The sequence below is a fragment of the Cupriavidus sp. SK-4 genome (assembly GCF_000611125.1).
Classification (GTDB): Bacteria; Pseudomonadota; Gammaproteobacteria; order Burkholderiales; family Burkholderiaceae; genus Cupriavidus; species Cupriavidus necator.
Genome location: NZ_JFJW01000011.1, coordinates 16356 through 38654, shown reverse-complemented (window position 1 = coordinate 38654; position 22299 = coordinate 16356). Strand labels below are relative to the sequence as shown.

Annotated in this window: 20 protein-coding genes and 1 tRNA gene; 10 read left to right on the top strand and 11 right to left on the bottom strand. The window is 67.2% G+C overall.

The features are described 5' to 3' along the window. The first annotated feature begins 19 nt into the window (after nt 1-19). A complete protein-coding gene (gene rpoD / locus CF68_RS02450; RefSeq protein ID WP_035815782.1) occupies nt 20-2296 on the top strand; it encodes an RNA polymerase sigma factor RpoD in 2277 nt (758 codons plus the stop codon). A 10-nt stretch (nt 2297-2306) separates the two neighbouring features. Further along, a tRNA-Ile gene (locus tag CF68_RS02445) sits at nt 2307-2385 on the top strand. Between the two features lie 61 nt (nt 2386-2446). On the opposite strand, the gene CF68_RS02440 is transcribed toward CF68_RS02445, so the two are convergent. The 4 genes from CF68_RS02440 to CF68_RS02425 all read right to left on the bottom strand — a co-directional run bounded on the left by CF68_RS02440 (nt 2447) and on the right by CF68_RS02425 (nt 6955). Then, the gene (locus CF68_RS02440) at nt 2447-4693 is read right to left on the bottom strand and encodes a phosphocholine-specific phospholipase C (protein ID WP_035815781.1); all 2247 of its coding nucleotides are present in this window, start codon (nt 4691-4693) and stop codon (nt 2447-2449) included. A 32-nt stretch (nt 4694-4725) separates the two neighbouring features. After that, nucleotides 4726-4890: a hypothetical protein gene (locus CF68_RS02435; protein WP_235205647.1), complete on the bottom strand. Its 165-nt coding sequence runs from the start codon at nt 4888-4890 to the stop codon at nt 4726-4728. A 165-nt stretch (nt 4891-5055) separates the two neighbouring features. Beyond that, on the bottom strand, nt 5056-5565 hold the full coding sequence (locus CF68_RS02430; RefSeq protein ID WP_035815779.1) for a nucleoside deaminase: 510 nt from the start codon (nt 5563-5565) through the stop codon (nt 5056-5058). A 31-nt stretch (nt 5566-5596) separates the two neighbouring features. Continuing rightward, nucleotides 5597-6955 carry a nucleobase:cation symporter-2 family protein gene (locus CF68_RS02425; protein WP_035815778.1) on the bottom strand — a complete coding sequence of 453 codons (1359 nt, stop codon included), beginning with the start codon at nt 6953-6955 and terminating at the stop codon, nt 5597-5599. Nucleotides 6956-7134: 179 nt separating this feature from the next. Between CF68_RS02425 and CF68_RS02420 the strand changes: the two genes are divergently transcribed. Continuing rightward, a complete protein-coding gene (locus CF68_RS02420; protein ID WP_035815802.1) occupies nt 7135-8052 on the top strand; it encodes a LysR family transcriptional regulator in 918 nt (305 codons plus the stop codon). An 85-nt stretch (nt 8053-8137) separates the two neighbouring features. Next, entirely contained in the window at nt 8138-8491 is a 354-nt protein-coding gene (locus tag CF68_RS02415; protein ID WP_010813628.1) for a DUF1428 domain-containing protein, read from the top strand. 529 nt (nt 8492-9020) lie between these two features. Here CF68_RS02415 and CF68_RS02410 read toward each other — a convergent pair. Next, nucleotides 9021-9800 carry an IclR family transcriptional regulator C-terminal domain-containing protein gene (locus CF68_RS02410; protein ID WP_035815776.1) on the bottom strand — a complete coding sequence of 260 codons (780 nt, stop codon included), beginning with the start codon at nt 9798-9800 and terminating at the stop codon, nt 9021-9023. Between the two features lie 180 nt (nt 9801-9980). Between CF68_RS02410 and CF68_RS02405 the strand changes: the two genes are divergently transcribed. Together CF68_RS02405 and CF68_RS02400 are read left to right on the top strand one after the other, a co-directional pair. After that, nucleotides 9981-11609 (top strand): acyl CoA:acetate/3-ketoacid CoA transferase, encoded by a 1629-nt coding sequence (locus CF68_RS02405; protein WP_035815774.1) that lies wholly within the window; start codon nt 9981-9983, stop codon nt 11607-11609. 193 nt (nt 11610-11802) lie between these two features. After that, the gene (locus CF68_RS02400; RefSeq protein ID WP_035815773.1) at nt 11803-12813 is read left to right on the top strand and encodes a tripartite tricarboxylate transporter substrate binding protein; all 1011 of its coding nucleotides are present in this window, start codon (nt 11803-11805) and stop codon (nt 12811-12813) included. A gap of 36 nt (nt 12814-12849) precedes the next feature. Here CF68_RS02400 and CF68_RS37605 read toward each other — a convergent pair whose 3' ends face one another. Next, nucleotides 12850-12996, bottom strand: coding sequence for a hypothetical protein (locus CF68_RS37605; RefSeq protein ID WP_200872516.1), 147 nt, complete (start codon nt 12994-12996; stop codon nt 12850-12852). A 318-nt stretch (nt 12997-13314) separates the two neighbouring features. Between CF68_RS37605 and CF68_RS02395 the strand changes: the two genes are divergently transcribed. After that, a complete protein-coding gene (locus CF68_RS02395; RefSeq protein WP_200872515.1) occupies nt 13315-14817 on the top strand; it encodes a DEAD/DEAH box helicase in 1503 nt (500 codons plus the stop codon). 62 nt (nt 14818-14879) lie between these two features. On the opposite strand, the gene gluQRS is transcribed toward CF68_RS02395, so the two are convergent. Both gluQRS and CF68_RS02385 read right to left on the bottom strand, forming a co-directional pair. Next, nucleotides 14880-15812, bottom strand: a complete 933-nt coding sequence (gene gluQRS, locus CF68_RS02390) for a tRNA glutamyl-Q(34) synthetase GluQRS (RefSeq protein ID WP_035815771.1) — start codon at nt 15810-15812, stop codon at nt 14880-14882. A gap of 11 nt (nt 15813-15823) precedes the next feature. Next, entirely contained in the window at nt 15824-16744 is a 921-nt protein-coding gene (locus CF68_RS02385) for a LysR family transcriptional regulator (RefSeq protein WP_010813621.1), read from the bottom strand. 153 nt (nt 16745-16897) lie between these two features. Between CF68_RS02385 and CF68_RS02380 the strand changes: the two genes are divergently transcribed. Together CF68_RS02380 and CF68_RS02375 are read left to right on the top strand one after the other, a co-directional pair. After that, a complete protein-coding gene (locus CF68_RS02380; RefSeq protein WP_035815770.1) occupies nt 16898-17596 on the top strand; it encodes a pirin family protein in 699 nt (232 codons plus the stop codon). A gap of 179 nt (nt 17597-17775) precedes the next feature. After that, nucleotides 17776-18771 carry a CobD/CbiB family protein gene (locus CF68_RS02375; RefSeq protein ID WP_035815768.1) on the top strand — a complete coding sequence of 332 codons (996 nt, stop codon included), beginning with the start codon at nt 17776-17778 and terminating at the stop codon, nt 18769-18771. A 25-nt stretch (nt 18772-18796) separates the two neighbouring features. Here the strand turns inward: CF68_RS02375 and CF68_RS02370 are convergent, their stop codons facing one another. From CF68_RS02370 to CF68_RS02360, 3 genes are read right to left on the bottom strand one after another with little or no spacing between them, the layout of a single operon-like run. After that, on the bottom strand, nt 18797-19102 hold the full coding sequence (locus tag CF68_RS02370) for a putative signal transducing protein (RefSeq protein WP_035815766.1): 306 nt from the start codon (nt 19100-19102) through the stop codon (nt 18797-18799). Nucleotides 19103-19135: 33 nt separating this feature from the next. Next, entirely contained in the window at nt 19136-20107 is a 972-nt protein-coding gene (rsgA, locus tag CF68_RS02365; RefSeq protein WP_013957513.1) for a ribosome small subunit-dependent GTPase A, read from the bottom strand. Next, nucleotides 20104-21351, bottom strand: coding sequence for a M48 family metallopeptidase (locus CF68_RS02360; protein ID WP_035815763.1), 1248 nt, complete (start codon nt 21349-21351; stop codon nt 20104-20106). Before CF68_RS02360 ends, rsgA begins: the two co-directional genes overlap by 4 nt. Nucleotides 21352-21575: 224 nt before the next feature. On the opposite strand from CF68_RS02360, the gene orn reads away from it, so the two are divergent. Then, nucleotides 21576-22217 carry an oligoribonuclease gene (orn, locus tag CF68_RS02355; RefSeq protein WP_035815761.1) on the top strand — a complete coding sequence of 214 codons (642 nt, stop codon included), beginning with the start codon at nt 21576-21578 and terminating at the stop codon, nt 22215-22217. Nucleotides 22218-22299 lie beyond the last annotated feature (82 nt).

The window sequence follows — 22299 nt, the reverse complement described above, 5'->3', positions numbered from 1 at the left end:
GGTCGCCGCATCTGCACCAGTGAAAGGTAAGAGTATCACCGTGGCGAAACAGCAGAATACCGAAGTCGAGAGCAAGCGAGCGGCAGCCGCCGGCGCCAAGAGTGGGGAAGCCAAGGCCGGCACCACCACCACGGCTACCAAGGCGCGTGCCGCGACACCTGCATCCGTTGCATCCGAGCGTCCCGCTGCGCCGGCAATCAAGCCGGAGCCGAAAAAGCGTGGCCGCAAGCCCAAGGCCGAGATGCAGCAAGACGACAGCACAACAGACGACGTGACTGAAGAGTTTTACGAGAACGATGCGCGCCCGGCGGCAACCCCGGCCGCGGCGCCGAAGACCGAAAAGCAGAAAGCCAAGGACCGCAAGGCCAAGGAAAAGGCCCTGCTCAAGGAGTTCGCCTCGACCCAGCAGGGCACCGAGGAAGAGCTTGAACTGCGTCGCCAGAAACTCAAGGCGCTGATCAAGCTGGGCAAGTCGCGCGGCTACCTGACCTATGCGGAAATCAACGATCACCTGCCGGACGACATGGTCGATTCGGAAACGATCGACACGCTGGTCGCCACGCTGAACGACATCGGCATCGCTGTCTACGAACAAGCGCCGGATGCCGAGACGCTGCTGCTCAACGACAACGCCCCGTCTGCCACCAGCGAGGAAGAAGCCGAGGAAGAGGCCGAAGCGGCCCTGTCCACGGTGGACTCCGAGTTCGGCCGCACCACCGACCCGGTGCGCATGTACATGCGCGAAATGGGCACGGTAGAGCTGCTGACGCGCGAAGGCGAAATCGAGATCGCCAAGCGCATCGAGGCCGGCCTGAAGGACATGGTGATGGCGATTTCGGCTTGCCCGGTCACCATCTCCGAGATCCTGGCCCATGCCGAGCGCGTGGCCAACGACGAGATCAAGATCGACGAATTCGTCGACGGCCTGATCGACCCGAACGCCGAGGAAGTGGCCGAGTCTCCGGCCGCCGCCGCTGCGCCTGCCGCTGAAGAGGACCTCGAGTCCGACGATGAGGAAGACGCCGACGAGGACGAGGACGATGAAGGCGGCGCCGGTGCCGGCGCCTCCGCGCGCCAGCTTGAAGAACTGAAGCAGAACGCGCTGGAGAAATTCCGCGTGATCGCCGAGCAGTTCGACAAGATGCGCCGCGCGTTCGAGAAGGAAGGCTACAACTCCAAGCCTTACGTCAAGGCGCAGGAAGCCATCCAGGCCGAGCTGATGGGCATCCGCTTCACCGCCCGCAATGTCGAGCGCCTGTGCGACACGCTGCGCGGCCAGGTGGACGAAGTGCGCAAGCTCGAGCGTGCCATCCTGAACACCATCGTGGACAAGTGCGGCATGCCGCGCGCGGAGTTCGTTGCCCGCTTCCCGGGCAACGAGACCAACCTCGAGTGGGTCCACACCATCGTCGCCGACGGCAAGCCCTACAGCACCATCGTCGAGCGCAATGTGCCGGCCGTGCATGAGCTGCAGCAGAAGCTGATCGACCTGCAGTCGCGCGTGGTGCTGCCGCTGAAGGAACTGAAGGGCGTCAACCGCAAGATGGCCGAGGGCGAGCGTCGCGCCCGCGAAGCCAAGCGCGAGATGACCGAGGCCAACCTGCGCCTGGTGATCTCGATCGCCAAGAAGTACACCAACCGCGGCCTGCAGTTCCTCGACCTGATCCAGGAAGGCAACATCGGCCTGATGAAGGCGGTGGACAAGTTCGAATACCGCCGCGGCTACAAGTTCTCGACGTATGCCACGTGGTGGATCCGCCAGGCCATCACGCGCTCGATCGCCGACCAGGCACGCACCATCCGCATCCCGGTGCACATGATCGAGACGATCAACAAGATGAACCGCATCTCGCGCCAGATCCTGCAGGAAACCGGCAATGAGCCGGATCCGGCAACGCTGGCCGAGAAGATGGAGATGCCGGAAGACAAGATCCGCAAGATCATGAAGATCGCCAAAGAGCCGATCTCCATGGAAACGCCGATCGGTGACGACGACGACTCCCATCTGGGCGACTTCATCGAGGACACCAACACGCTGGCCCCGGCCGAAGCGGCACTGCACGGCTCCATGCGCGACGTCGTCAAGGACGTGCTGGACTCGCTCACGCCGCGCGAAGCCAAGGTGCTGCGCATGCGCTTCGGCATCGAAATGAGCACCGACCACACGCTGGAAGAGGTCGGCAAGCAGTTCGACGTCACGCGTGAACGGATCCGCCAGATCGAGGCTAAGGCACTGCGCAAGCTGCGCCACCCGAGCCGCTCGGACAAGCTGAAGAGCTTCCTGGAAGGCAACTAATCGCTTCCAAGGGCCTCTAGCTCATGCCTGGTTAGAGCAGCGGACTCATAATCCGTTGGTGCCGTGTTCGACTCACGGGAGGCCCACCAATATGAAAAGGGACTGCAGGTTGATACCTGCAGTCCCTTTTTTCTTGCCTCGAACTACCGCTCAATCCTGCGCCGTCACCACCCCCATCGCCGGATCGCTCACCGTATGCCTGCCAGTCTCCACCCGCCCGGCAAAGCGTCGATAGAAGGCCGGGTCGCTGTCGCACGTCACCGCAAAGTCATACCACTGGCCGCTTTCCTCCAGCGACCAATACACGGACTTGTCGCCGTTGGCGCCGACGGTGACCGGCCACGGGCCATCGGTACGGTACGCGAGCGCCTGGATGTTGAAGTGGCAGGCCTTGCGGCCGGCGTTGATCAGGTCGACGTAGACATCGCCATTGGCAATGTCGTAGCAGACGCGAATCTCCGGTGCGATGCCGGTGTCGCCGATGCGGTTGGTATCGCCGCGGAAATGGCGGTGGAAGCCGTTGGGGCCCAGCACCCACAGGTCGTATTGTCCGGCGTTGTCCTGGAACACGTTCCAGGTATCGGTCAGGGACTTGCCGGCTTCCACGACATAACGGCGCGGAATGCGTCCCAGTTGGCAGCGGTCATAGACGTGGAACACCGCGGCTTGCGTGCCGGTGTTGGCGAACACCAGTTCGACCTGCCCCACGGCGCTGCAGCGCGCGCTGGTGTGCAGCTCATACGGCAGCGCGCGTGACGGGCGCGTGCCGGTGGCCTGCAACGGCAATTGCATGTCGACCGGCAGCGGTACCGCGGGCAGGGCCTGCTGGGCCTGGCGCAGCTGGTCGGCGTCGCTGCGCGTGGTGCGGCCGCCCAGCGTGGGCAGGGCTTCCGAGTTGGGCGTTTTGAAATTGAACGCGCTGGTCAGGTCGCCGCAGACGGCGCGGCGGAACGGGCTGATGTTGGGTTCCTCCACGCCGAACCGTGCTTCCAGGAAGCGCAGCACGGAGGTGTGGTCGAACACCTGCGAGTTGACCCAGCCGCCGCGGCTCCACGGCGAGATCGCGTAAAGCGGCACGCGCGGCCCTGGCCCGTACACGCGGCCGTCGGCAGCAGGCTGGCTCCTGCTGCCCGGCGGCGCCGGATGGTTGAAGTATTCGGCCTGCATCTCGGAATCGCTCAGCGTCGCCTTGCCGGCCAGCGTCTTGTCGGGGTTCACCGACGGCGCGGACGGGGAGGGGACGTGGTCGAAGTAGCCGTCGTTCTCGTCGAAGTTGACCAGCAGCACGGTCTTGCTCCAGACCTCGGGCACGGCGGTCAGCGCGTCCAGGACTTCCTGCAGGAACCACGCGCCCTGGACCGGGCTGGAAGGGCCGGGATGCTCGCAGTAGATCGACGGCGCATTGATCCACGATACCTGCGGCAGCCTGCCTTCCTTGATGTCGCGGCGGAAGGCGTCGAGGTATTCCTCGGGTTTGGTGCCGGGCAGGGTGTTGGCCACGCCCTTGTACAGCGGATTGGCGGCATTGTCGGTGGCCGCATCGTAGGCGTGGTAAGGCAGCGGCTGGCCGGTGTTGGCATAGGGCGCGCCCGGCGCGCCGCCGCTGGATACCGGAAAGCCCGACGCCAGGTTGGCCTTGCGGAACTGCTGGAACGCGCCCAGCATGTTGTCGCCCCATTCGTCCGGCATGTTCTGGTAACAGATCCAGCTGATGCCGGCTGCTTCCAGCCGCTCGGCGTAGGTCTTCCAGGTGTAGCCGGTGTTGGCCGAGGCGGGCAGGCCGTCGATCGCATCCCACTCGTTGTTGACGAAGGCGACGTTGGCGGCGGTCGGGCCGTTGGTGCCGGTCAGGTGGAACGAACGGTTTGCGTCTGTGCCCGTATGCATCGAGCAGTGGTACGCGTCGCACAGCGTAAAGGCATTGGCCAGCGCGAACTGGAACGGGACCTCTTTCTCCTTGAAGTAGCCCATCGACGTATTGGTCTTGTACGTCGGCCAGTTGGCCATGCGGCCGTGGTCCCAGGCCTGCTGGCTGTCGACCCAGGCATGCGGCGTGCCGGCAGCGCGCTGCGCGTTGTTGTTGGTGCCATCCAGGTGATACGGGGTCAGCACGGCGCCGTTGGCGCGCTGTTGCTGCCATACCTTGCGCGCATTGGGCAGCGGGATGGTGAAGCGGTCGCCGAACCCACGCACGCCCTTGAGCGTGCCGAAGTAGTGGTCGAAGGAACGGTTCTCCTGCATCAGGATCACCACATGCTCGACATCCTTGATGGTGCCGGTGGCATTGTTGGCCGGGATGGCCAGGGCCTTGCGGATGCTGGGCGGGAACGCGGCCAGCGCGGCGGCGGCGAAGCCGGTGCCGGCTGCGGCTTGCAGGAAATTGCGGCGAGAGACCATGGTCTTGTCGGATTGCGTCGGGACTTGCGTTGTCAGGGGGCGCAGCGGATCACGGGGTCGGGCCGCTGGTCCGGCTTCTTGCCGGGCTGTTCCGGTTGTGCGTTCGGCGTGACAGTCGCACTCCGCGACAGGTTGCCGCCGCCGTCATCGCCACCGCATGCGGTGAGCAATGCCGCCGCGATCAGGGTCGCGGCCAAGGTTCTTGGGAGTTTGCAGGGGAGCATCGGGTTCGCCTGGCTGGGTGGGTGTGGCGGCTGCTGGGAGCCGGAGCCAGGCGAGTGTAGGAAGGCGGGGTGACGTGCCGATGACAGAATGTCCAACGCCGATCCTGCCGTCCGCCGGGCGGACGGCAGGCACGATGGCTACTTCCAGAAGCCCGCGTGCGGTGCCGCGGCTTCGTCCTCCAGCACCGGCCCGACCACGTCCACCTGGCGCTGCCCGCGCGCGAACACTTCGCGGCAAGGCAGCGAGAAGGTCGGGTTCTCCGGATGGTCGCCGGTCAGGCCCAGCAGCTTGTGCTCTGACAGCGCATAGACCACGCGCCCGATGCCGGTCCAGTAGATCGCGCCGGCGCACATGCAGCACGGCTCCGCGCTGGTGTAGAGGGTGCAGCTGGCCAGTTGCTCCGGCGGCAGCGCACGCGCGGCCTGCGCGGCGGCGACCAGTTCGGCGTGCTGGGTCGGGTCGCCCTCCGGAGGCATCGAGTTGTTGCCGGCGCTGGCGATGATATTGCCGGCCTGGTCGGCCACCAGCGCGGCGAACGGATGGCGGCCGCGGGCCCTGGATGCATCGGACAGCGTGATCGACTGGCGCAGCAGTTCCAGGTCGAGCGGCGACAGTTCGGCGCCGGACGGGTCTGTGATTCGGGTCATGTTTGGGGGTCTCCGGTTTGGGGGAAAGGGATCAGGATTGGGTGGGTTCTTCGGCTTGCGCCGGCAGCAGCGGCGCTTCCGTGTCGGCCTGTGCGGCGCTGCCGTTGAGCAGCACATTAAGCAGGATGGCGGTGATGCCGCCGAGGAAGATGCCGCTTTCCAGCACCAGCTTGAGCGTGCCGCCGGCATGCTCGAACAGCACGGGGAAGGACATCGGCAGCACGCCCACGCTGACGGACACCGCAACGATGATGGCGTTGCGGGTGCCGTCGAATTTCACGCGCGACAGTTCCTGGATGCCGGCCACCGTGGTCATGCCGAACATCACGATGGCGCAGCCGCCCAGCACCGGCCGCGGCACCGAGGCGATCAGCGCGCCGAGCTTGGGGAACAGCCCCATCAGCACCATGATCGCGCCGGCGGCAGCGACCACGTAGCGGCTCTTGACGCTGGACAGCGCGATCAGGCCGGTGTTTTGCGTGAAGGCGTTGTACGGAAAGCTGTTGAAGATGCCGCCCAGCATGGTCGACAAGCCATCGGCGCGGAAGGCATTACCCAGCGTTTCCTGGCTGGAGGGCTTGCCGACGATCTGGCCGATGGCCAGGCAGTTGCCGGTGGTCTCGGCCATGATCACCAGCATCGCCAGGATCATCACCAGTGTCGGCGCCACGCCGAACTGCGGCATGCCGAAGGCGAAGGGCGGGCTCACCTCGAACCATGCCGCGTTGCCGACATGGGCAAAGTCGGTCAGCCCGAACGCCGTGGCGATGGCGGTGCCGGCCACCAGCCCCAGCAGTACCGCGAGATTGCCGACGAAGCCGCGAAAGCGCGCGTAGATGAACAGCGTGATGGCGATGGTGGCCGCGCCCAGCAGCAGGTTCGGCATGCTGCCGAAATCCGCCGCGCGCGGGTTGCCGCCGCCGAGCCAGATGGCCGCGGCCGGCATCAGCGAGATGCCGATGATGGTGATCAGGCTGCCGATCACCACCGGCGGGAAGAAGCGCAGCAGGCGGCTGAACACCGGCGCCAGCGCAATGGTGGCGGCGCCGGCGGCGATCACCGCGCCGAACACCGTGGTCAGCCCGTATTGCTTGCCGATCATGATCATCGGCGCCAGCGCGATAAACGAGCAGCCCTGGATCATCGGCAGCCGCGCGCCGAACTTCCAGAAGCCCAGGCACTGGATCATGGTGGCGATGCCCGAGGTCAGCAGGTTGGCGTTGATCAGCATCACCACCTGCGCCGCGGACAGCCCGAGCGCGCTGCCCAGGATCAGCGGCACCGCGACCGCGCCGGCGTACATCACCAGCACGTGCTGCAGGCCGAAGCTCGCCAGCTGGCGCAGCGGCAGGATTTCATCGACCGGATGTACCGGTGTCGGGGTCTTCATGGGCTTGTCTCCTTTTTCGATGGAAGCCGCTTCCGCCTCTGGCAGGGCGGATTGGGCAACGCCGGCCGGGTTTGCCGGGATTTGTGATCCCTCGGCCGTTGCGGCATCATCTCCGCAAATTCATCGGTACAACAAATCAATACCTATCGATCCAGTCGATGGGTCGCGGGAGGGTGGCCATGCGTTTTTCGCTGGACCAGTTGCAGGTATTCGCCCTGGTGGTTGACACAGGCTCCTTTTCCGCCGCCGCGCGGCGCCTGGGCAAGACCCAGTCCACGGTCAGCTCGGCGGTGGCCAACCTGGAGATCGACCTCGGCGTGCCGCTGTTCGACCGCAGCAGCCGCAATCCGGCGCTGACCGGGGCCGGCCGCAAGCTGCTGACCGAGGCCGAAGCCGTGCTGGAGCGCTGCCTCTCGCTGCAGGCCCATGCCGCCAGCCTGGCCGATGCCAACCCGCCCGGGCTGACGCTGGCGATCGAAATCCCGTACCACGCGGTGATGCCGGTGCTGGCCGAATTCGAGCGGGAGTTTCCGTATGTGGACCTGACCATCCGCAATCCGGTCTACGGCGATGTCAGCGAACTGGTGCTGCAGGGCGAGGCCGAGCTCGGCATCGCCTTCGCGCAGCCGCACTACGCGCCGGAACTGGCCTTCGTGCAGTTGGGCAAGCTGATCATGGTGCATGTGGTGCACCCGGGACACCCGCTGGCCGGGCGCGAGCAGGTCTCGTTTGCCGACCTGCACGCCTATCGGCGCCTGGCCTTCAGCGCGCATGCCGACAAGCTGCCCACCAGCGAATACCTGCGCGCGGCGCGGGTGTGGCGCGCCGAAAGCTACCTGGCGCTGGTCGAAATGGTGAAAAGCGGGCTGGGCTGGGCCACGCTGCCGCGGCAGCTGGTGCGCGCGGCGCTGGAGCGCGGCGAACTGGTGGAACTGGACCTGGCGGCCTATCCGTACACGGACTGGCTGGTCAGCGTTGACCTGATCTGGGCGAAGTCGGGCCGGCCGCAGGGCCGGGCCGAGCAGTGGCTGCGGCAGCGCTTCCGGGAAAACATGGTGTTCGAGGTCGACCGGCGCGGGCAGCGGACCACCCGCTGAGGGCGCGGCGATGGACTATGGTAGTCAGACGCAATCGCGCGTTTGATCCGATTCGCCCGATTCAATCTGACCAGGAGTGAAGTCCATGTCCTATATCGACGGTTTTGTATTGGCCGTTCCCCAGGCCACTCGCGAGACCTATCGCCAGGTGGCGCAGAAGGCAGCCGCGGTGTTCAAGGAGCACGGCGCGCTGAAGGTGGTGGAATGCTGGGGTGACGATGTGCCGGAAGGCAAGGTCACGTCCTTTACGATGGCGGTGCAGCGCAAGGAGGATGAGGCGGTGGTGTTCTCGTGGATCCTGTGGCCATCGCGCGAGAAGCGCGATACCGGCATGAAGGCGGCGATGGCCGACCCGCGCCTGAAGGAAGGCATGGATCCGATGCCGTTCGACGGCCAGCGGATGATCTTTGGCGGCTTCGAGGTGATTGTCGACGAGTAAGCGGGCCGGGCGCCGGCGTGGCAGCGCCGGCGCGCAGGCAAGCGAGCTCAGATCAGGTGGAAGACCATGCCCAGGGCAATCGCGCCGCCCAGGGTTTCCACTGCTGCGAGGGCGAGAAGGTTCTTCAGTACGAAAGCGTCTTCTTTCTTCGTCACCATGGTCTGTCTCCCGGTCATTGGACTTGTTCTGAGGCACCATCGACTGCGGCGATCCGGCGTTTGCGGTGCCAGGCCGTCGATGTGAGTCCAGTAGACCGCATCCGGCCGCTGGCCGGAAGCTGGCGAAAACCCGCTCGGCGAAAACCCGGATTCCTTCAGGAATGTGACAGGGCCATGATTGACAGGCTTCGCAGGGCGCGTTTGCGGCCTGCCAGCAACGCGGCATGGCAATGGCCCACATTTGGGGGATGTCCGCAGTAGCGCGATGCGCCAAGATCAAGGCGTGGGTGGTCGAGCAGATTGCCCCGCTACCATTTGAGCCCCGCTGCCTCCCCGGCATGCGGGGCTTTTCTACATGGGCCGCGGGCGCCTCAGCGCGCCTGCAGGATGGTTTCGATGCGGGCGGCGGCCTCGCGCAGCGGCCCCAGGAAGCGCGTCTCCAGCTGGGCCTGGTCGCGGCTGCCCAGCACCATGCTGAAGCCCAGCCCGGCCACCGCCTTGCCGGCCTGATCGCGCAACGGCACCGAGATCCCGGCATAGCCGTCCACCAGCTCGCTCACCAGCACGCAGTAGCCGTCGGTGCGCACCTGCCGCAGCGTGCGCGCCAGCGCCGTGCGCGAGCTGACCGTGAACGGCGTCAGCTTGCGCAGCGTGGCGCCTGTCAGGTAGGCCTCGAGCGCGTCATCGTCCAGGCCGGCCAGCAGCACGCGGCCAAGCGAATGCGCATAGGCGGGCATGCGCCGCCCCAGCGCCATGTCCACGCGCAGCAGCTGGCGCGGCTCCTCGCGCGCCACCAGCACCACGGATTCCGCATCGAGCACGCCCACCGAGCAGCTTTCGCCCAGGGACTCGCACAGCCCCTGCAGGTAGGGCCGTGCCATCTGCGCCAGGCTCATCGAGGCAAAGTAGGCATAGCCGAGCTCCATCACCCGCGGCGTCAGCGCAAAGTGGCGGCCGTCCTGCGCCACGTAGCCGTTGTGCTCCAGGGTCAGCAGCAGCCGGCGCGCGGCGGCGCGGGTCACGTCGAGCTGCTCGGCGACGTCCTGCATGGTCAGGCGTTCCGCGCCGGCGGCGAACAGGCGCAGCAGGGCCAGGCCCTTGCTCAGCGATTCCAGCAGTTCGTCTTTCTTGGTGGCTTCGGCTTGCGGCATTTCGGCTTAATACGGGGAAATGGAGGGGAAATCACATGATTCTCCATGCCGCGCCGGACTTGCGCCAGCGGCCGGCATGTCCGTATGATAGCGTTTTCCGAACAAATGTTCGCAAAACAAAATTCACGGAAAAACGTGCCGCCACCGATGCGGGACGGCACAACGAAACCGGAGACAGCAATGAAGGTGATCACCGCACGCGAAGCGGCGGCACTGGTGCAGGACGGCTGGACCGTGGCCAGCGCGGGCTTTGTCGGCGCCGGCCATGCCGAGGCCGTGACCGAGGCGCTGGAGCAGCGCTTCCTGCAGAGCGGGCTGCCGCGCGACCTGACGCTGGTGTACTCGGCCGGGCAGGGCGACCGCGGCGCGCGCGGCGTGAACCACTTCGGCAATGCCGGCATGACCGCCAGCATCGTCGGCGGCCACTGGCGCTCGGCCACGCGGCTGGCCACGCTGGCCATGGCCGAGCAGTGCGAGGGCTACAACCTGCCGCAGGGCGTGCTGACGCACCTGTACCGCGCCATCGCCGGCGGCAAGCCCGGCGTGATGACCAAGATCGGCCTGCACACCTTCGTCGACCCGCGCACCGCGCAGGATGCGCGCTACCACGGCGGCGCCGTCAACGAGCGCGCGCGCCAGGCCATTGCCGAGGGCAAGGCATGCTGGGTCGATGCGGTCGACTTCCGCGGCGACGAATACCTGTTCTACCCGAGCTTCCCGATCCACTGCGCGCTGATCCGCTGCACCGCGGCCGACACCCGCGGCAACCTCAGCACGCATCGCGAAGCCTTCCACCATGAGCTGCTGGCGATGGCGCAGGCGGCCCACAACTCGGGCGGCATCGTGATCGCGCAGGTGGAAAGCCTGGTCGACCACCACGAGATCCTGCAGGCCATCCACGTGCCCGGCATCCTGGTCGATTACGTGGTGGTCTGCGACAACCCCGCCAACCACCAGATGACGTTTGCCGAGTCCTACAACCCGGCCTACGTGACGCCATGGCAGGGCGAGGCAGCAGTAGCCGAAGCGGAAGCGCCGCCGGTGGCTGCCGCCCCACTCGACGCGCGCACCATCGTGCAGCGCCGTGCGGTGATGGAGCTGGCGCGCCGAGCGCCGCGCGTGGTCAACCTGGGCGTGGGCATGCCGGCAGCGGTCGGCATGCTGGCGCACCAGGCCGGGCTGGACGGCTTCACGCTGACCGTCGAGGCCGGCCCCATCGGCGGCACGCCCGCGGATGGCCTCAGCTTCGGTGCCTCGGCCTACCCGGAGGCGGTGGTGGACCAGCCCGCGCAGTTCGATTTCTACGAGGGCGGCGGCATCGACCTGGCCATCCTCGGCCTGGCCGAACTTGATGGCCACGGCAACGTCAACGTCAGCAAGTTCGGCGCAGGCGAGGGCGCATCGATTGCCGGCGTCGGCGGCTTTATCAACATCACGCAGAGCGCGCGCGCGGTGGTGTTCATGGGCACGCTGACGGCGGGCGGGCTGGAAGTCCGCGCCGGCGACGGCGGCCTGCAGATCGTGCGCGAAGGCCGCGTGAAGAAGATCGTGCCGGAGGTGTCGCACCTGAGCTTCAACGGGCCCTATGTGGCCTCGCTTGGCATCCCGGTGCTGTACATCACCGAGCGCGCGGTGTTCGAGATGCGCGCTGGCGCAGACGGCGAAGCCCGCCTCACGCTGGTCGAGATCGCCCCGAGCGTTGACCTGCAGCGCGATGTGCTGGACCAGTGCGCAACGCCCGTGGCCGTGGCGCCGGACCTGCGCGAGATGGATGCGCGGCTGTTCCAGGCCGGGCCCCTGCACCTGTAATCATTCGTGGCCGGCGGCGCAAGCACCGCCGCCATAGGCATCAGTCAGACGGGCCGGCCATGACCGGTTCGCGAGGAGGCACGCCAGGATCTGTCATGACGTTACTGAACCGCTGTCGCTTCATCCCGGCGCGGCCCTGAGCCGCGCATCGGTTTTCGATCTATCGCGATCTACCGCAGGACTTAGCCATACCATGCAGAGCACTAGCCGCCGTACCTTCCACCGTCACTTCGCGCGCCGCCTGGGCGCCGCCTTCCTGACCGCCACGCTGCCGCTCGCCGCCGCGCCGGCCTTTGCCGAAGCCTATCCCGGCAAGGCGATCCGCCTCGTGGTGCCGTTCCCGCCTGGCGGCCCGACCGACACCGCCGCGCGCATCATCGGCCAGAAGATGAGCGAATCCCTCAAGCAGCCGGTGGTGGTGGACAACCGCCCCGGCGCCTCCGGCACCATCGGCGCCGAGAACGTCGCCAAGAGTCCCGCCGACGGCTACACGCTGCTAGTGCTGGCCACGCCCACGCTCCTGGCGCCGCACCTGATCAACCGCAAGGGCTACGACATCTTCAAGGATCTCACGCCCATCGGCGCGGCCTATGACCTGCCCATCGTAATGGTGGTCAACCCGCAGGCGATGCCGGACGTGACCAGCCTGCAGCAGTACATCGCCAAGGCCAAGGCCAAGCCCGGCGCGCTGAACTACACCAGCGCCGGCAATGGCAGCTTCGGCCACCTGTCGACCGAGCTGCTGAAGAACCTGGGCCACTTCGACGTGCAGCACGTGCCGTACAAGGGCAGTGCGCCCGCCATCTCCGACCTGCTGGCCGGCCAGGTGCCGATGATGTTCTCGGACATGATCGCCGCGCTGCCGCACATCAAGGCCGGCAAGCTGCGCCCGATCGCGGTGGGCTCCGCCAAGCGCGTGAGCTTCACGCCCGACGTCAAGACGGTGGCCGAGCAGGGCTTCCCGGGCTTCGACGCCACCGCCTGGGGCGGGCTGCTGGCGCCGGCCGGCACGCCCAAGGAGGTGGTGGCCACGTTGTCGGCCGAGTTGAAGAAGGCGCTGGCCGATCCGGCCGTGCAGCAGAAAATGCTGGGCGCCGGCACGGTGGCCGCTTATATGCCGCCCGAGCAGCTGGCCGCGCGCATGAAGGCCGACTACAGCAAGTGGGGCAAGGTGATCCAGGACAACGGCATCCGCGGCGACTGAGTGATTCGGATGCCGCTTCGGTGGCCCGGCTGAAGCTCAGGCGGGCTGCTGCCCTTGCGGCTGGCTGGCCGGCAGCACCGGCAAGGGCAGCGCCGGCTGGCAGGCAGCCGCGGCCAGGCCAAGGAACTGGCTGGAGGTGCGCAGGAACTGCTGGCAGGTCTGGCGGAAAAGCTCGAAGTCCATGTAGGTCTCGGTGAGGTGGGGTGGCGCGGTCCGGCCGTGGCCGCCGCGCCGCCGGCATCTTGCGTGGCAGATATGACAGTTTCTTGAAATCCCGCCAGCCAGCGCCGCCTACTGTCGCGCCAGGCGCACGGCGCTGCCAGAATGCCCACTGTGCTGGCAGAGGTGCTAAAATGTAAGTCTTTGATTCTCTTGGCCAAATGCTGTAGCCAGCATGGCCGTGCCGGAACCCTCCCGGCGCCAGGCGAGAGTCAGGGCGAGATGAGTTCCAGACGCGTATCCGTTTGTGCCGGGTTCGCCTCCCGCCAGACACCGATACCCATGACCACTACGAACGCACCAGAACCCACTACCGCGGGGCAGACCGCCGTGCAGACATTCGACAGCTTCGGCCTGGACGCGCGCATCCTGCGCGCCTTGTCCGAGCAGGGCTACACCACGCCCACCCCGATCCAGGCACAGGCCATCCCGGTCGTGCTGATAGGCAAGGACATGATGGGCGCCGCGCAGACCGGCACCGGCAAGACCGCAGGCTTCGCGCTGCCGATCATCCAGCGCCTGCTGCCGCTGGCCAATGCCAGCGCCTCGCCGGCACGCCACCCGGTGCGCGCGCTGATGCTGACGCCCACGCGCGAACTGGCGGACCAGGTCTACGACAACGTCGCGCGCTATGCCAAGCACACCGATCTGCGCAGCACCGTGGTGTTCGGCGGCGTGGACATGAATCCGCAGACCGATGCGCTGCGCCGCGGCGTGGAGATCCTGGTGGCAACGCCCGGCCGCCTGCTGGACCACGTGCAGCAGAAGTCGGTCAACCTGTCGCAGGTGCAGATGCTGGTGCTGGATGAAGCCGACCGCATGCTCGACATGGGCTTCCTGCCGGACCTGCAGCGCATCATCAACCTGCTGCCGGCGCATCGCCAGACGCTGCTGTTCTCGGCCACGTTCTCGCCGGAAATCAAGCGGCTGGCCTCCAGCTACCTGAAGCACCCGGTCACCATTGAAGTGGCGCGCAGCAACTCGACCAACGAGAACGTGCGCCAGATGGTGTACCTGGTCGAAGACGGCCACAAGCAGGCGGCGGTCGTGCACCTGCTCAAGCAGCGCGCCGAGCAGGGCCTGTCGCGCCAGTGCATCGTCTTCGTCAACAGCAAGATCGGCTGCTCGCGCCTGGCGCGCCACCTGGAGCGCGAGGGCATCAACGCCGCCGCCATCCACGGCGACAAGACCCAGACCGAGCGCATGCAGACGCTGGAAGGCTTCAAGAGCGGCACCATCGACGCGCTGGTCGCCACCGACGTGGCAGCGCGCGGGCTGGATATCCCCGACATGCCGTGCGTGGTCAACTTCGACGTGCCGTACAGCGCCGAAGACTATGTGCACCGCATCGGCCGTACCGGCCGTGCCGGCGCCAGCGGCGATGCGCTGTCGATCTACGTGCCGGGCAATGACGAGCGCCTGCTGTCCGATATCGAGAAGCTGATCAAGCGCAGCATCCCGCGCGGCAAGCTGGAAGGCTTCGACCCGACCGGCGAGCGCGCCCGCCAGGGCGACACCGAGCGCCGCCGCGAGCGTAGCGACGTGCGCCGCGCGCGCGGCAACGGCGAGGGCGAAGAGCGTCCGCGCCGCCACGACCACAGCGTCAACCGCCAGGTGTTCCGTGCCTCGGATGATCCGTTCTTCTCGCGCCCGTACGAGCCCAGCGCCGCCAGCGTCGCCCAGGCCAAGGCGGCCGATGAAGTGGCCGCCGCGCTGAGCCGCGGCCGCCAGGCGCCCAAGCGGCCGGTGGCTGCCCTGCTGGGCGGCGTGCCGCGCAAGTCCTGATCTGATCCTGCCGTAGCTGAAAATGGCCCGCCTGCGCGGGCCATTTGCTTTTGGGGGGGGCGCTAGCCGCGCGGGGGCTGCGGCAGCCTGGCCAGCAACTGGCGCCACCCGTCGGTGGCACGTGCAAGCCAGTCCTGCACATTCTCCGCGTGGATCGACAGCCCGAGGTGGGTGCCGGCTTCGCGCAGCGCGTCCAGCGGTGCGGTGGTGTCGATTGCCTGCGCACCGCTTTGCTTGCTCAGCTTCTCGCCGGTCTCGTTGACCACCACCGGCACGTGCAGGTAGGCCGGCGTGGGCAGGCCCAGCAGGTGCTGCAGGTGGATCTGGCGCGGCGTGGAGTCGAGCAGGTCGGCGCCGCGCACGATATGCGTGATGCCCTGCAGGCCGTCATCCACCACTACCGCCAGTTGATACGCCCACAGCCCGTCCGCGCGACGCAGCACGAAGTCGCCCAGCTCGGTTTCCAGGTCCTGGCACTGGCGGCCCTGCCAGCGGTCGTCGAAGCAGACGGTGGCGGCCGGGCCGTCCGGCACGCGCACGCGCCAGGCGCGCGGCAGCTTGCCGTTCAGGCCGTGGCGGCAGGTGCCGGGATAGCCCAGGGTCTGGTGCCGCTCGCGCACGTGCACCAGCGAATCGGCGATCTCCTTGCGCGAACAGCCGCACGGGTAGAGCTGCCCGGCGGCATCGAGGCGGCGCAGCGCATCGGCATAGAACGGTTCACGCCGGCACTGCCATACCGGCGGCTCGTCCGGCGTCATGCCCAGGCGTTCCAGCGTGAGCAGGATGTCTTCGTCCGCGCCGCGCACGCAGCGCGGCATGTCGATGTCCTCGATGCGCACCAGCCACTGGCCGCCGTGCGCGCGCGCGTCCAGCCAGCTGGCCAGCGCGGTGACCAGCGAACCCATATGCAGCGGCCCGGTGGGCGAGGGGGCAAAGCGGCCGCGATAGCCGGCCGCGGCAACCGTCGGTGCTGCCGTCGTTGCTGTCACTGCCATGAGGCCTGCCCTCAGCCGGCGAAGTCGGGTTGCTGCAGCAGCGCTTGTGCCAGGCGCGGGTCTTCCAGCTTGCTGGCCCACCACTGCAGCGCCTTGCCGCGGTTGCTGGTGCGCCAGGCTACCTTGAAGTTGCCCGGGGCGCGGACCTCGACGGTCTCGCGCGCCTGCAGCACGCCGCTTTCGATATGGGGTTGCGCCATCGGTGCCGGCAGCCAGCCGCAGCCCAGCCCGCGGATCTGCGCTTCGAGCTTGTCGCGCATGGTGGGCACCACCAGCACGTCTTGCCCGGCCAGCACGCCATGGGTGCGCGCCGGCAGGTTGCGCGAGGTGTCGCCCACCGCGACGATGCGGTGCCTGGCGATCTGGATGGTGGTGAGCGGGCCCTCTTCGGTGGCCAGCGGATGGTGCGCGGCCACCGCGAACACGAACGGCATCGAGCCCAGCGGCCGGATCTGGAAGCCCTGCGTGCTGGGCGCATCGTAGGCGCCGCCAATTACCAGGTCGGCGCGGTTGTTGACCAGCGCATCCCAGGCGCCGCCCAGCACTTCCTTGGAAAAGCGCAGCCGGGTGGCGGTGTTCTCGGCATAGAAGTCGTGGATCACCGGCAGCAGCGCGCGGAAGTTGATCAGGTCGTCGACCACGATGGTGAGGGTGGCCTCCCAGCCGGTGGCCAGGCGCTTGACGCGCCGTGCCAGGTCATCGGCGGCATGCAGCAGGTGGCGGCCCTCATCGAGCAGGGCGCGGCCGGCCGGCGTCAGCTCGGCGCGGTGGCGGCGCCGGTCGAACAGCAGCACGTCCAGGTCTTCTTCCAGCTTGCGCACCACGTAGGTCAGCGCGGAAGGGACCTTGCCCATCTCGTGGGCGGCGGCGGCAAAGCTGCCCTTGCGTTCGATGGCGTCCAGGACTTCGAGGGATTCTAGCGAGAGGGCCATGTTCAGAAATTCTGAATGACTGCTTCTAAGTCGATCCCCGTAAATATACGCCTCAAGCCCTAAACTTCCTAGCATCAAAAGCGAAAACGTATGCCGCGACACGGTTACCAAGCCGGTGCTTGCGGGCAAACAGGCTCAAGGAGGGCCATCAAAATGATTGAAATCAGAAAGTCTGCAGAGCGTGGTTACGCCGATCACGGCTGGCTGAAGTCCTTTCATTCGTTCTCGTTCGCCGACTACTATGACCCGCAACATGTGCAGTTCGGGCCACTGCGCGTGATCAACGAGGACCGCGTCGCGCCGGGCATGGGCTTTGGCACCCACGGCCACCGCGACATGGAAATCATCAGCTACGTGCTTGAGGGCGAACTGGCCCACAAGGACAGCATCGGCAACGGCAGCGTGATCCGCCCGGGCGACGTGCAGCGCATGAGCGCCGGCACCGGCGTGCGCCATTCGGAGTACAACCACGCCGCGCACGACACCACCCACTTCCTGCAGATCTGGATCATGCCGGCCGAGAACGGCATCGAGCCTGGCTACGAGGAAAAGCATTTCGACGCAGCCGACAAGCGCGGCAGGCTGCGCCTGGTAGCCAGCGCCGACGGCGCCGAGGGCTCGGTGGTGGTGCACCAGGACATGCGCCTGTACGCCGGCCTGTTCGATGGCGACGAGGCGGCCACGCTGGCGCTTGCGCCGGGCCGCCGTGCCTATGTCCACGTGGCGCGCGGCCGGGTGACGGTCAACGGCAAGGCGCTTGAAGCCGGCGACGCAGCGAAGCTGGAAGCCGTGGGCGAGGTCGCGCTGTCTGGCGGCGATGGCGCTGAAGTGCTGATGTTCGACCTGCCCTGAGCATCGTTCATTGCCGCATGCGAGAGCCCGCCTTCCGGCGGGCTTTTGCTTTTTGCATTGCGCGCCGGACCCCGGCAGGTAGCGCTGTGCTATCTTCTCGCTATGCATTGCGCCTGCGCCGGCACATCGCCGGCAAGCCCGGAAGGGCCAGGCGTGCCCTTGGAACACCCCGTACCAAGATGACCTTTGTTTCCATTCTCCTGGCGCTGATAGCTGAACAGTTCCGCGCCCTGGGCCGCAACAACCCGATCCACGAGATCGTGCGCGCACTCGGCGACCGCGCGGAACACGCCTTCGACACCGGCCGCCCGCGCGATGCCGCGCTGGCCTGGCTGACCGTGGTCCTGCCGCTGACCCTGGCGGTGATCGTGGTGCACTACCTGCTGGCCTCGATCAGCGTGGCGCTGACGCTCGCCTGGAATGTGCTGGTGCTGTACATGACGCTGGGCTTTCGCCAGTTCAGCCACTACTTCACCGACATCCACGAGGCCCTGAACCGCGACGACGTCCATACCGCGCGCACGCTGCTGCACGAGTGGACCGGCCTGGACACCGTCGAGATGCCGGTCTCCGAGATCGTGCGGCACACGCTGGAAGCGGCCATCATCGCCGTGCACCGGCATGTGTTCGGCGTCTTCTTCTGGTTCCTGGTGCCGGTCGGCCCCGGCGGGGTGGTGCTGTACCGCACCGCCGAATACCTGAGCCGCCACTGGAACCAGCCCTCGGCAGAGCGCAGCCCCGCACTGGGCCGCTTTGCGGCGCGCGTCTTCTATTTGCTGGACTGGATTCCGTCGCGGCTGACGGCGATCGGCTTTGCCATCGTCGGCAACTTCGAGGATGCGGTCTACGCCTGGCGCAACCATGCGCGCAAGTGGAACGATGCCGTCAACGGCATCCTGCTTGCCAGCGGGGGCGGGGCGCTGGGCGTGCGCCTGGGCACGCCGCTGGCCGAGGACGATTCCACCGTGGTGCTGCGCGCCAGCGTGGCCGGCCCGGCCGTGGACTATGCGCCCGGCATGGAAGAGGAAAACGGCGGCCCCGAACCGGTGCCGCCCGAATTCGGCACCGAGCCCGGCGTGCGCACGCTGCAGTCGGCCGTGGGCCTGGTATGGCGCGCGGTGGTGCTGTGGATGCTGCTGCTCGCCATGCTGTCGCTGGCGCTCTGGGTCGGCTGAAGGGCGTTAAAAAGGGGGCGGCGCGCTAGTCGCGGGCCGCGCCGCAGCGCCAGCAGGCGCCGAACTGGGCCTCGTGCCATTCCAGGCAGTGGCGGCATTGCCAGCTGGGCCCCGGTGCCGGGTTGGCGGCGGCATTGAGCGCCGCCCACGCCTGCGCTTCCATCTCGTCATCGACCAGCCACACCTGTGGCGCACTCTCCCGGAACGGGATCTCGCCGGTCGCGCCGGCCAGCCAGGTATTGCGCAATTCCGCCCGGATGCCGGCCGCCCGCAGGACGTTCCGGCAATGGGCCGCATCGACGAGCGAAGTGGCGGACAGCAGCAGTTTCATGGCAGCGCACCGGGTAACCCAGGTGCGCTTACCTTACCACGGCTTCTGCTGGTTGGATTCGTGCAGCAACTGCATGTAGAGCTGGTGGCGGCGCTCGGAGATCGCTCCCGAGGCGACCGCGGCCAGCACGCCGCAGCCGGGCTCGTTGACATGGTGGCAGTTGTAGAAACGGCATTCGGTCAGCAGCGGCCGGAACTCCGGGAAGGCGCGCTCCAGCATGCCCTCGCTCAGGTGGTACAGGCCGAATTCCTGGAAGCCCGGCGAATCGATCAGCGCACCCTGACGGCCATCCACGGTGCCCCATTCGGCCGGCAGGTGATAGAGCCGGGTGAAGGTGGTGGTGTGCTTGCCGGAGTCGAGCTTGGCCGAGATCTCGCGGGTCTGCGCATCCACGCCCGGGATCAGCAGGTTCAGCAGCGACGACTTGCCCATGCCCGATTGCCCGATCAGGATGCTGGCCAGCCCCGCCAGGCGCGGCTTGAGCGCGGCCAGCGCCTGCGCCGGGTCGGCGCGCACCGACAGCTCCAGCGTGTCGTAGCCCAGCCCGCGGTACAGTGCCAGGCGCCCTCGCGCTTCTTCCAGCCGGTCGGGCAGGTCGGTCTTGTTGAGCACGATCAGCGGCCGGATCTCCATGGCCTCGGCCGAAACCAGGGCGCGGCCGAGCAGGTCTTCGGAGAAGCCCGGCTCGGTTGCCAGCACGATCACGACCTGGTCGATATTGGCGGCCAGCAGCTTGGACTTGAACTGGTCGGAGCGGTGCAGCAGGTTCTTGCGCGGCGAGGCCGCGGTGATCACGCACTGGTCGGCGGCGGCGCGTTCCACGCTGACATGGTCGCCCACCGCGCAGTCGCTCTTCTTGCCGCGCGGGAAGGCATGCATGCGCGTGCCGTCGCCCAGCTCGACCACGTAGTGGCGGCCATGGGCGGCGATGATCAGCGCGGATTCGGTGGTCTTGCCGGCATGGCTGCCGCCGCCGGCGTTGCGGTGACGCGTGGCGCGGCTCATGCGTGCGCCAGCAGGCGGTCGATCCGCTGCGCGGCGGGCGGATGCGAGTAGTAGAAGGCGCTGTAGAGCGGATCGGGCGTCAGCGTCGAGGCGTTGTCCTTGTACAGCTTCACCAGCGCGGACACCAGGTTGCCGGCATCGGTCTGGTCGGCGGCAAAGGCGTCGGCTTCGAACTCATGGCGGCGCGACGACAGGCTCGACAGCGGCCCCAGCAGGAAGGTGAACACCGGCAGCGCCAGGAAGAACAGCACCAGCGCCAGCGCGTTGTTGGACACGCCCAGGTTGGGCACCACGCCCAGCCCGGTGTAGAACCAGCTGCGCGTGGCCAGCCAGCCCAGCAGCGCCAGGAACACCAGGCTCAGCGCGAAGGTGACGACGATGCGCTTGGCCACGTGGCGGCGCTTGAAGTGGCCCAGCTCATGTGCCAGCACCGCCTCGATCTCGTCGCCCGTCAGGCGCTCCAGCAGCGTATCGAAGAAGACAATGCGCTTGGCCGCGCCGAAGCCGGTGAAGTACGCATTGCCGTGGGCGCTGCGCTTGCTGCCGTCCATCACGAACAGGCCCTTGCTGGCAAAGCCGCAGCGCTTCATCAGGGCCTCGATGCGCTGGCGCAGCGATTCGTCGGTGAGCGGCTCGAACTTGTTGAACAGCGGCGCGATAAAGGTCGGGAACACCACCAGCAGGAGCAGGTTGAAGGCCATCCACACCAGCCAGGTCCAGACCCACCACAGCGAGCCGGCGCGCTCCATCAGCCACAGCACCGCCAGCAGCAGCGGCAGGCCCAGCGCGCAGGCCACCACCAGCATCTTGGCCACGTCGGCCAGCCACAGGCCGAACGTCATCTTGTTGAAGCCGAAGCGCTGCTCGATGCCGAACTGGCCGTACAACGAGAACGGCAGGTCCACCAGCCCGCCGATCAGCGCCACGCTGGCCACCAGCGCCACGCCATAGGCATAGCCCGGGCCGAAGGTGTCCAGCCAGGACTGGTTGAGCCACTGCAGCCCGCCCAGCATGGTGAAGCCGATCAGCACCGCGGCCCCGGCCAGCACCTCGAGCATCGACAGCCGGGTGCGGGCGATGGTGTAGTCCGCGGCCTTCTGGTGCGAGGCCAGGCTGATGGTGTCGGCAAAGCGCGGCGGCACCGCATTGCGGTGCTGCGCCACATGCCGGACCTGGCGGGCGGCCAGCCAGAGCCTGGTCAGCACCATCAGCACCAGGGCGGCGAGAAAGACAATCGTGAACATCGGCAGGAGCCTTGTTGTGGGTGCGGGCGCCCGGCATTGTGTGCGGCGGGCGTCCGTTGGACCGCCGGGCCCGGGGTGGGGCAGGTGGCGGTCCGGGATATCCGGAAAACGCCGCGGCGCTGGTGCGCAAGCGGCCATTCCGGACGGATATGCGAGAATTATAAATTGTTCGCGCCCGGCCCCGCCGCGGCCGCTTCCCTGAAATCCCTTCTTCCGCAGTCCCGATGACAAGCCAAGCCACCGCCAAATCCGTCAAAAGTGAAAACAACCTGATCTGGCTGGACATGGAAATGACCGGCCTGCAGCCGGATACCGATCGCATCATCGAAATAGCGATCGTCGTTACCGACTCCGAACTTAATATCCTGGCCGAAGGCCCGGTGCTGGTGATCCACCAGAGCGACGCCGTGCTCAATGGCATGGACAACTGGAACAAGGGCACCCACGGCCGCTCGGGCCTGATCGACAAGGTCAAGGCATCGACCCTGACCGAAGAGCAGGCCGAGGCCGAACTGCTGGCCTTCCTCAAGCGCTGGGTGCCGGCCAACAAGTCGCCGATGTGCGGCAACTCGATCTGCCAGGACCGCCGCTTCATGGCGCGCTACATGCCCAAGCTGGAGGCCTTCTTCCACTACCGCAACCTGGACGTGTCCACGCTGAAGGAGCTGTGCAAGCGCTGGGAGCCGGCCATCCACAAGGGCTTTATCAAGCGCCAGCTGCATACGGCGCTGGCCGACATCCTGGAATCGGTCGAGGAACTGCGCTACTACCGCACGCACTTTATCCGTCACACCGCGCCGGGCGCCGCACCGGCAGCCGATGCGCCGGCCGCAGACGCACCAGCCGCCGACACGCCCGCGCAATAACCGGGGCCAGCGGCTCCCGAAACAACAACCCACCACGAGCGACGGGCCGCCCCCACCGGGCAGCCGCGTTGCCGCCGCCGGG

Excerpts from the sequence above, each read along its gene's own strand:
- CF68_RS02440 (WP_035815781.1), bottom strand. The coding sequence starts at position 4,693 with ATGGTCTCTCGCCGCAATTTCCTGCAAGCCGCAGCCGGCACCGGCTTC.
- CF68_RS02430 (WP_035815779.1), bottom strand. The coding sequence starts at position 5,565 with ATGACCCGAATCACAGACCCGTCCGGCGCCGAACTGTCGCCGCTCGAC.
- CF68_RS02425 (WP_035815778.1), bottom strand. The coding sequence starts at position 6,955 with ATGAAGACCCCGACACCGGTACATCCGGTCGATGAAATCCTGCCGCTG.
- CF68_RS02420 (WP_035815802.1), top strand. The coding sequence starts at position 7,135 with ATGCGTTTTTCGCTGGACCAGTTGCAGGTATTCGCCCTGGTGGTTGAC.
- CF68_RS02415 (WP_010813628.1), top strand. The coding sequence starts at position 8,138 with ATGTCCTATATCGACGGTTTTGTATTGGCCGTTCCCCAGGCCACTCGC.
- CF68_RS02410 (WP_035815776.1), bottom strand. The coding sequence starts at position 9,800 with ATGCCGCAAGCCGAAGCCACCAAGAAAGACGAACTGCTGGAATCGCTG.
- CF68_RS02405 (WP_035815774.1), top strand. The coding sequence starts at position 9,981 with ATGAAGGTGATCACCGCACGCGAAGCGGCGGCACTGGTGCAGGACGGC.
- CF68_RS02400 (WP_035815773.1), top strand. The coding sequence starts at position 11,803 with ATGCAGAGCACTAGCCGCCGTACCTTCCACCGTCACTTCGCGCGCCGC.
- CF68_RS37605 (WP_200872516.1), bottom strand. The coding sequence starts at position 12,996 with ATGGACTTCGAGCTTTTCCGCCAGACCTGCCAGCAGTTCCTGCGCACC.
- CF68_RS02395 (WP_200872515.1), top strand. The coding sequence starts at position 13,315 with ATGACCACTACGAACGCACCAGAACCCACTACCGCGGGGCAGACCGCC.
- gluQRS (WP_035815771.1), bottom strand. The coding sequence starts at position 15,812 with ATGGCAGTGACAGCAACGACGGCAGCACCGACGGTTGCCGCGGCCGGC.
- CF68_RS02385 (WP_010813621.1), bottom strand. The coding sequence starts at position 16,744 with ATGGCCCTCTCGCTAGAATCCCTCGAAGTCCTGGACGCCATCGAACGC.
- CF68_RS02380 (WP_035815770.1), top strand. The coding sequence starts at position 16,898 with ATGATTGAAATCAGAAAGTCTGCAGAGCGTGGTTACGCCGATCACGGC.
- CF68_RS02375 (WP_035815768.1), top strand. The coding sequence starts at position 17,776 with ATGACCTTTGTTTCCATTCTCCTGGCGCTGATAGCTGAACAGTTCCGC.
- CF68_RS02370 (WP_035815766.1), bottom strand. The coding sequence starts at position 19,102 with ATGAAACTGCTGCTGTCCGCCACTTCGCTCGTCGATGCGGCCCATTGC.
- rsgA (WP_013957513.1), bottom strand. The coding sequence starts at position 20,107 with ATGAGCCGCGCCACGCGTCACCGCAACGCCGGCGGCGGCAGCCATGCC.
- CF68_RS02360 (WP_035815763.1), bottom strand. The coding sequence starts at position 21,351 with ATGTTCACGATTGTCTTTCTCGCCGCCCTGGTGCTGATGGTGCTGACC.
- orn (WP_035815761.1), top strand. The coding sequence starts at position 21,576 with ATGACAAGCCAAGCCACCGCCAAATCCGTCAAAAGTGAAAACAACCTG.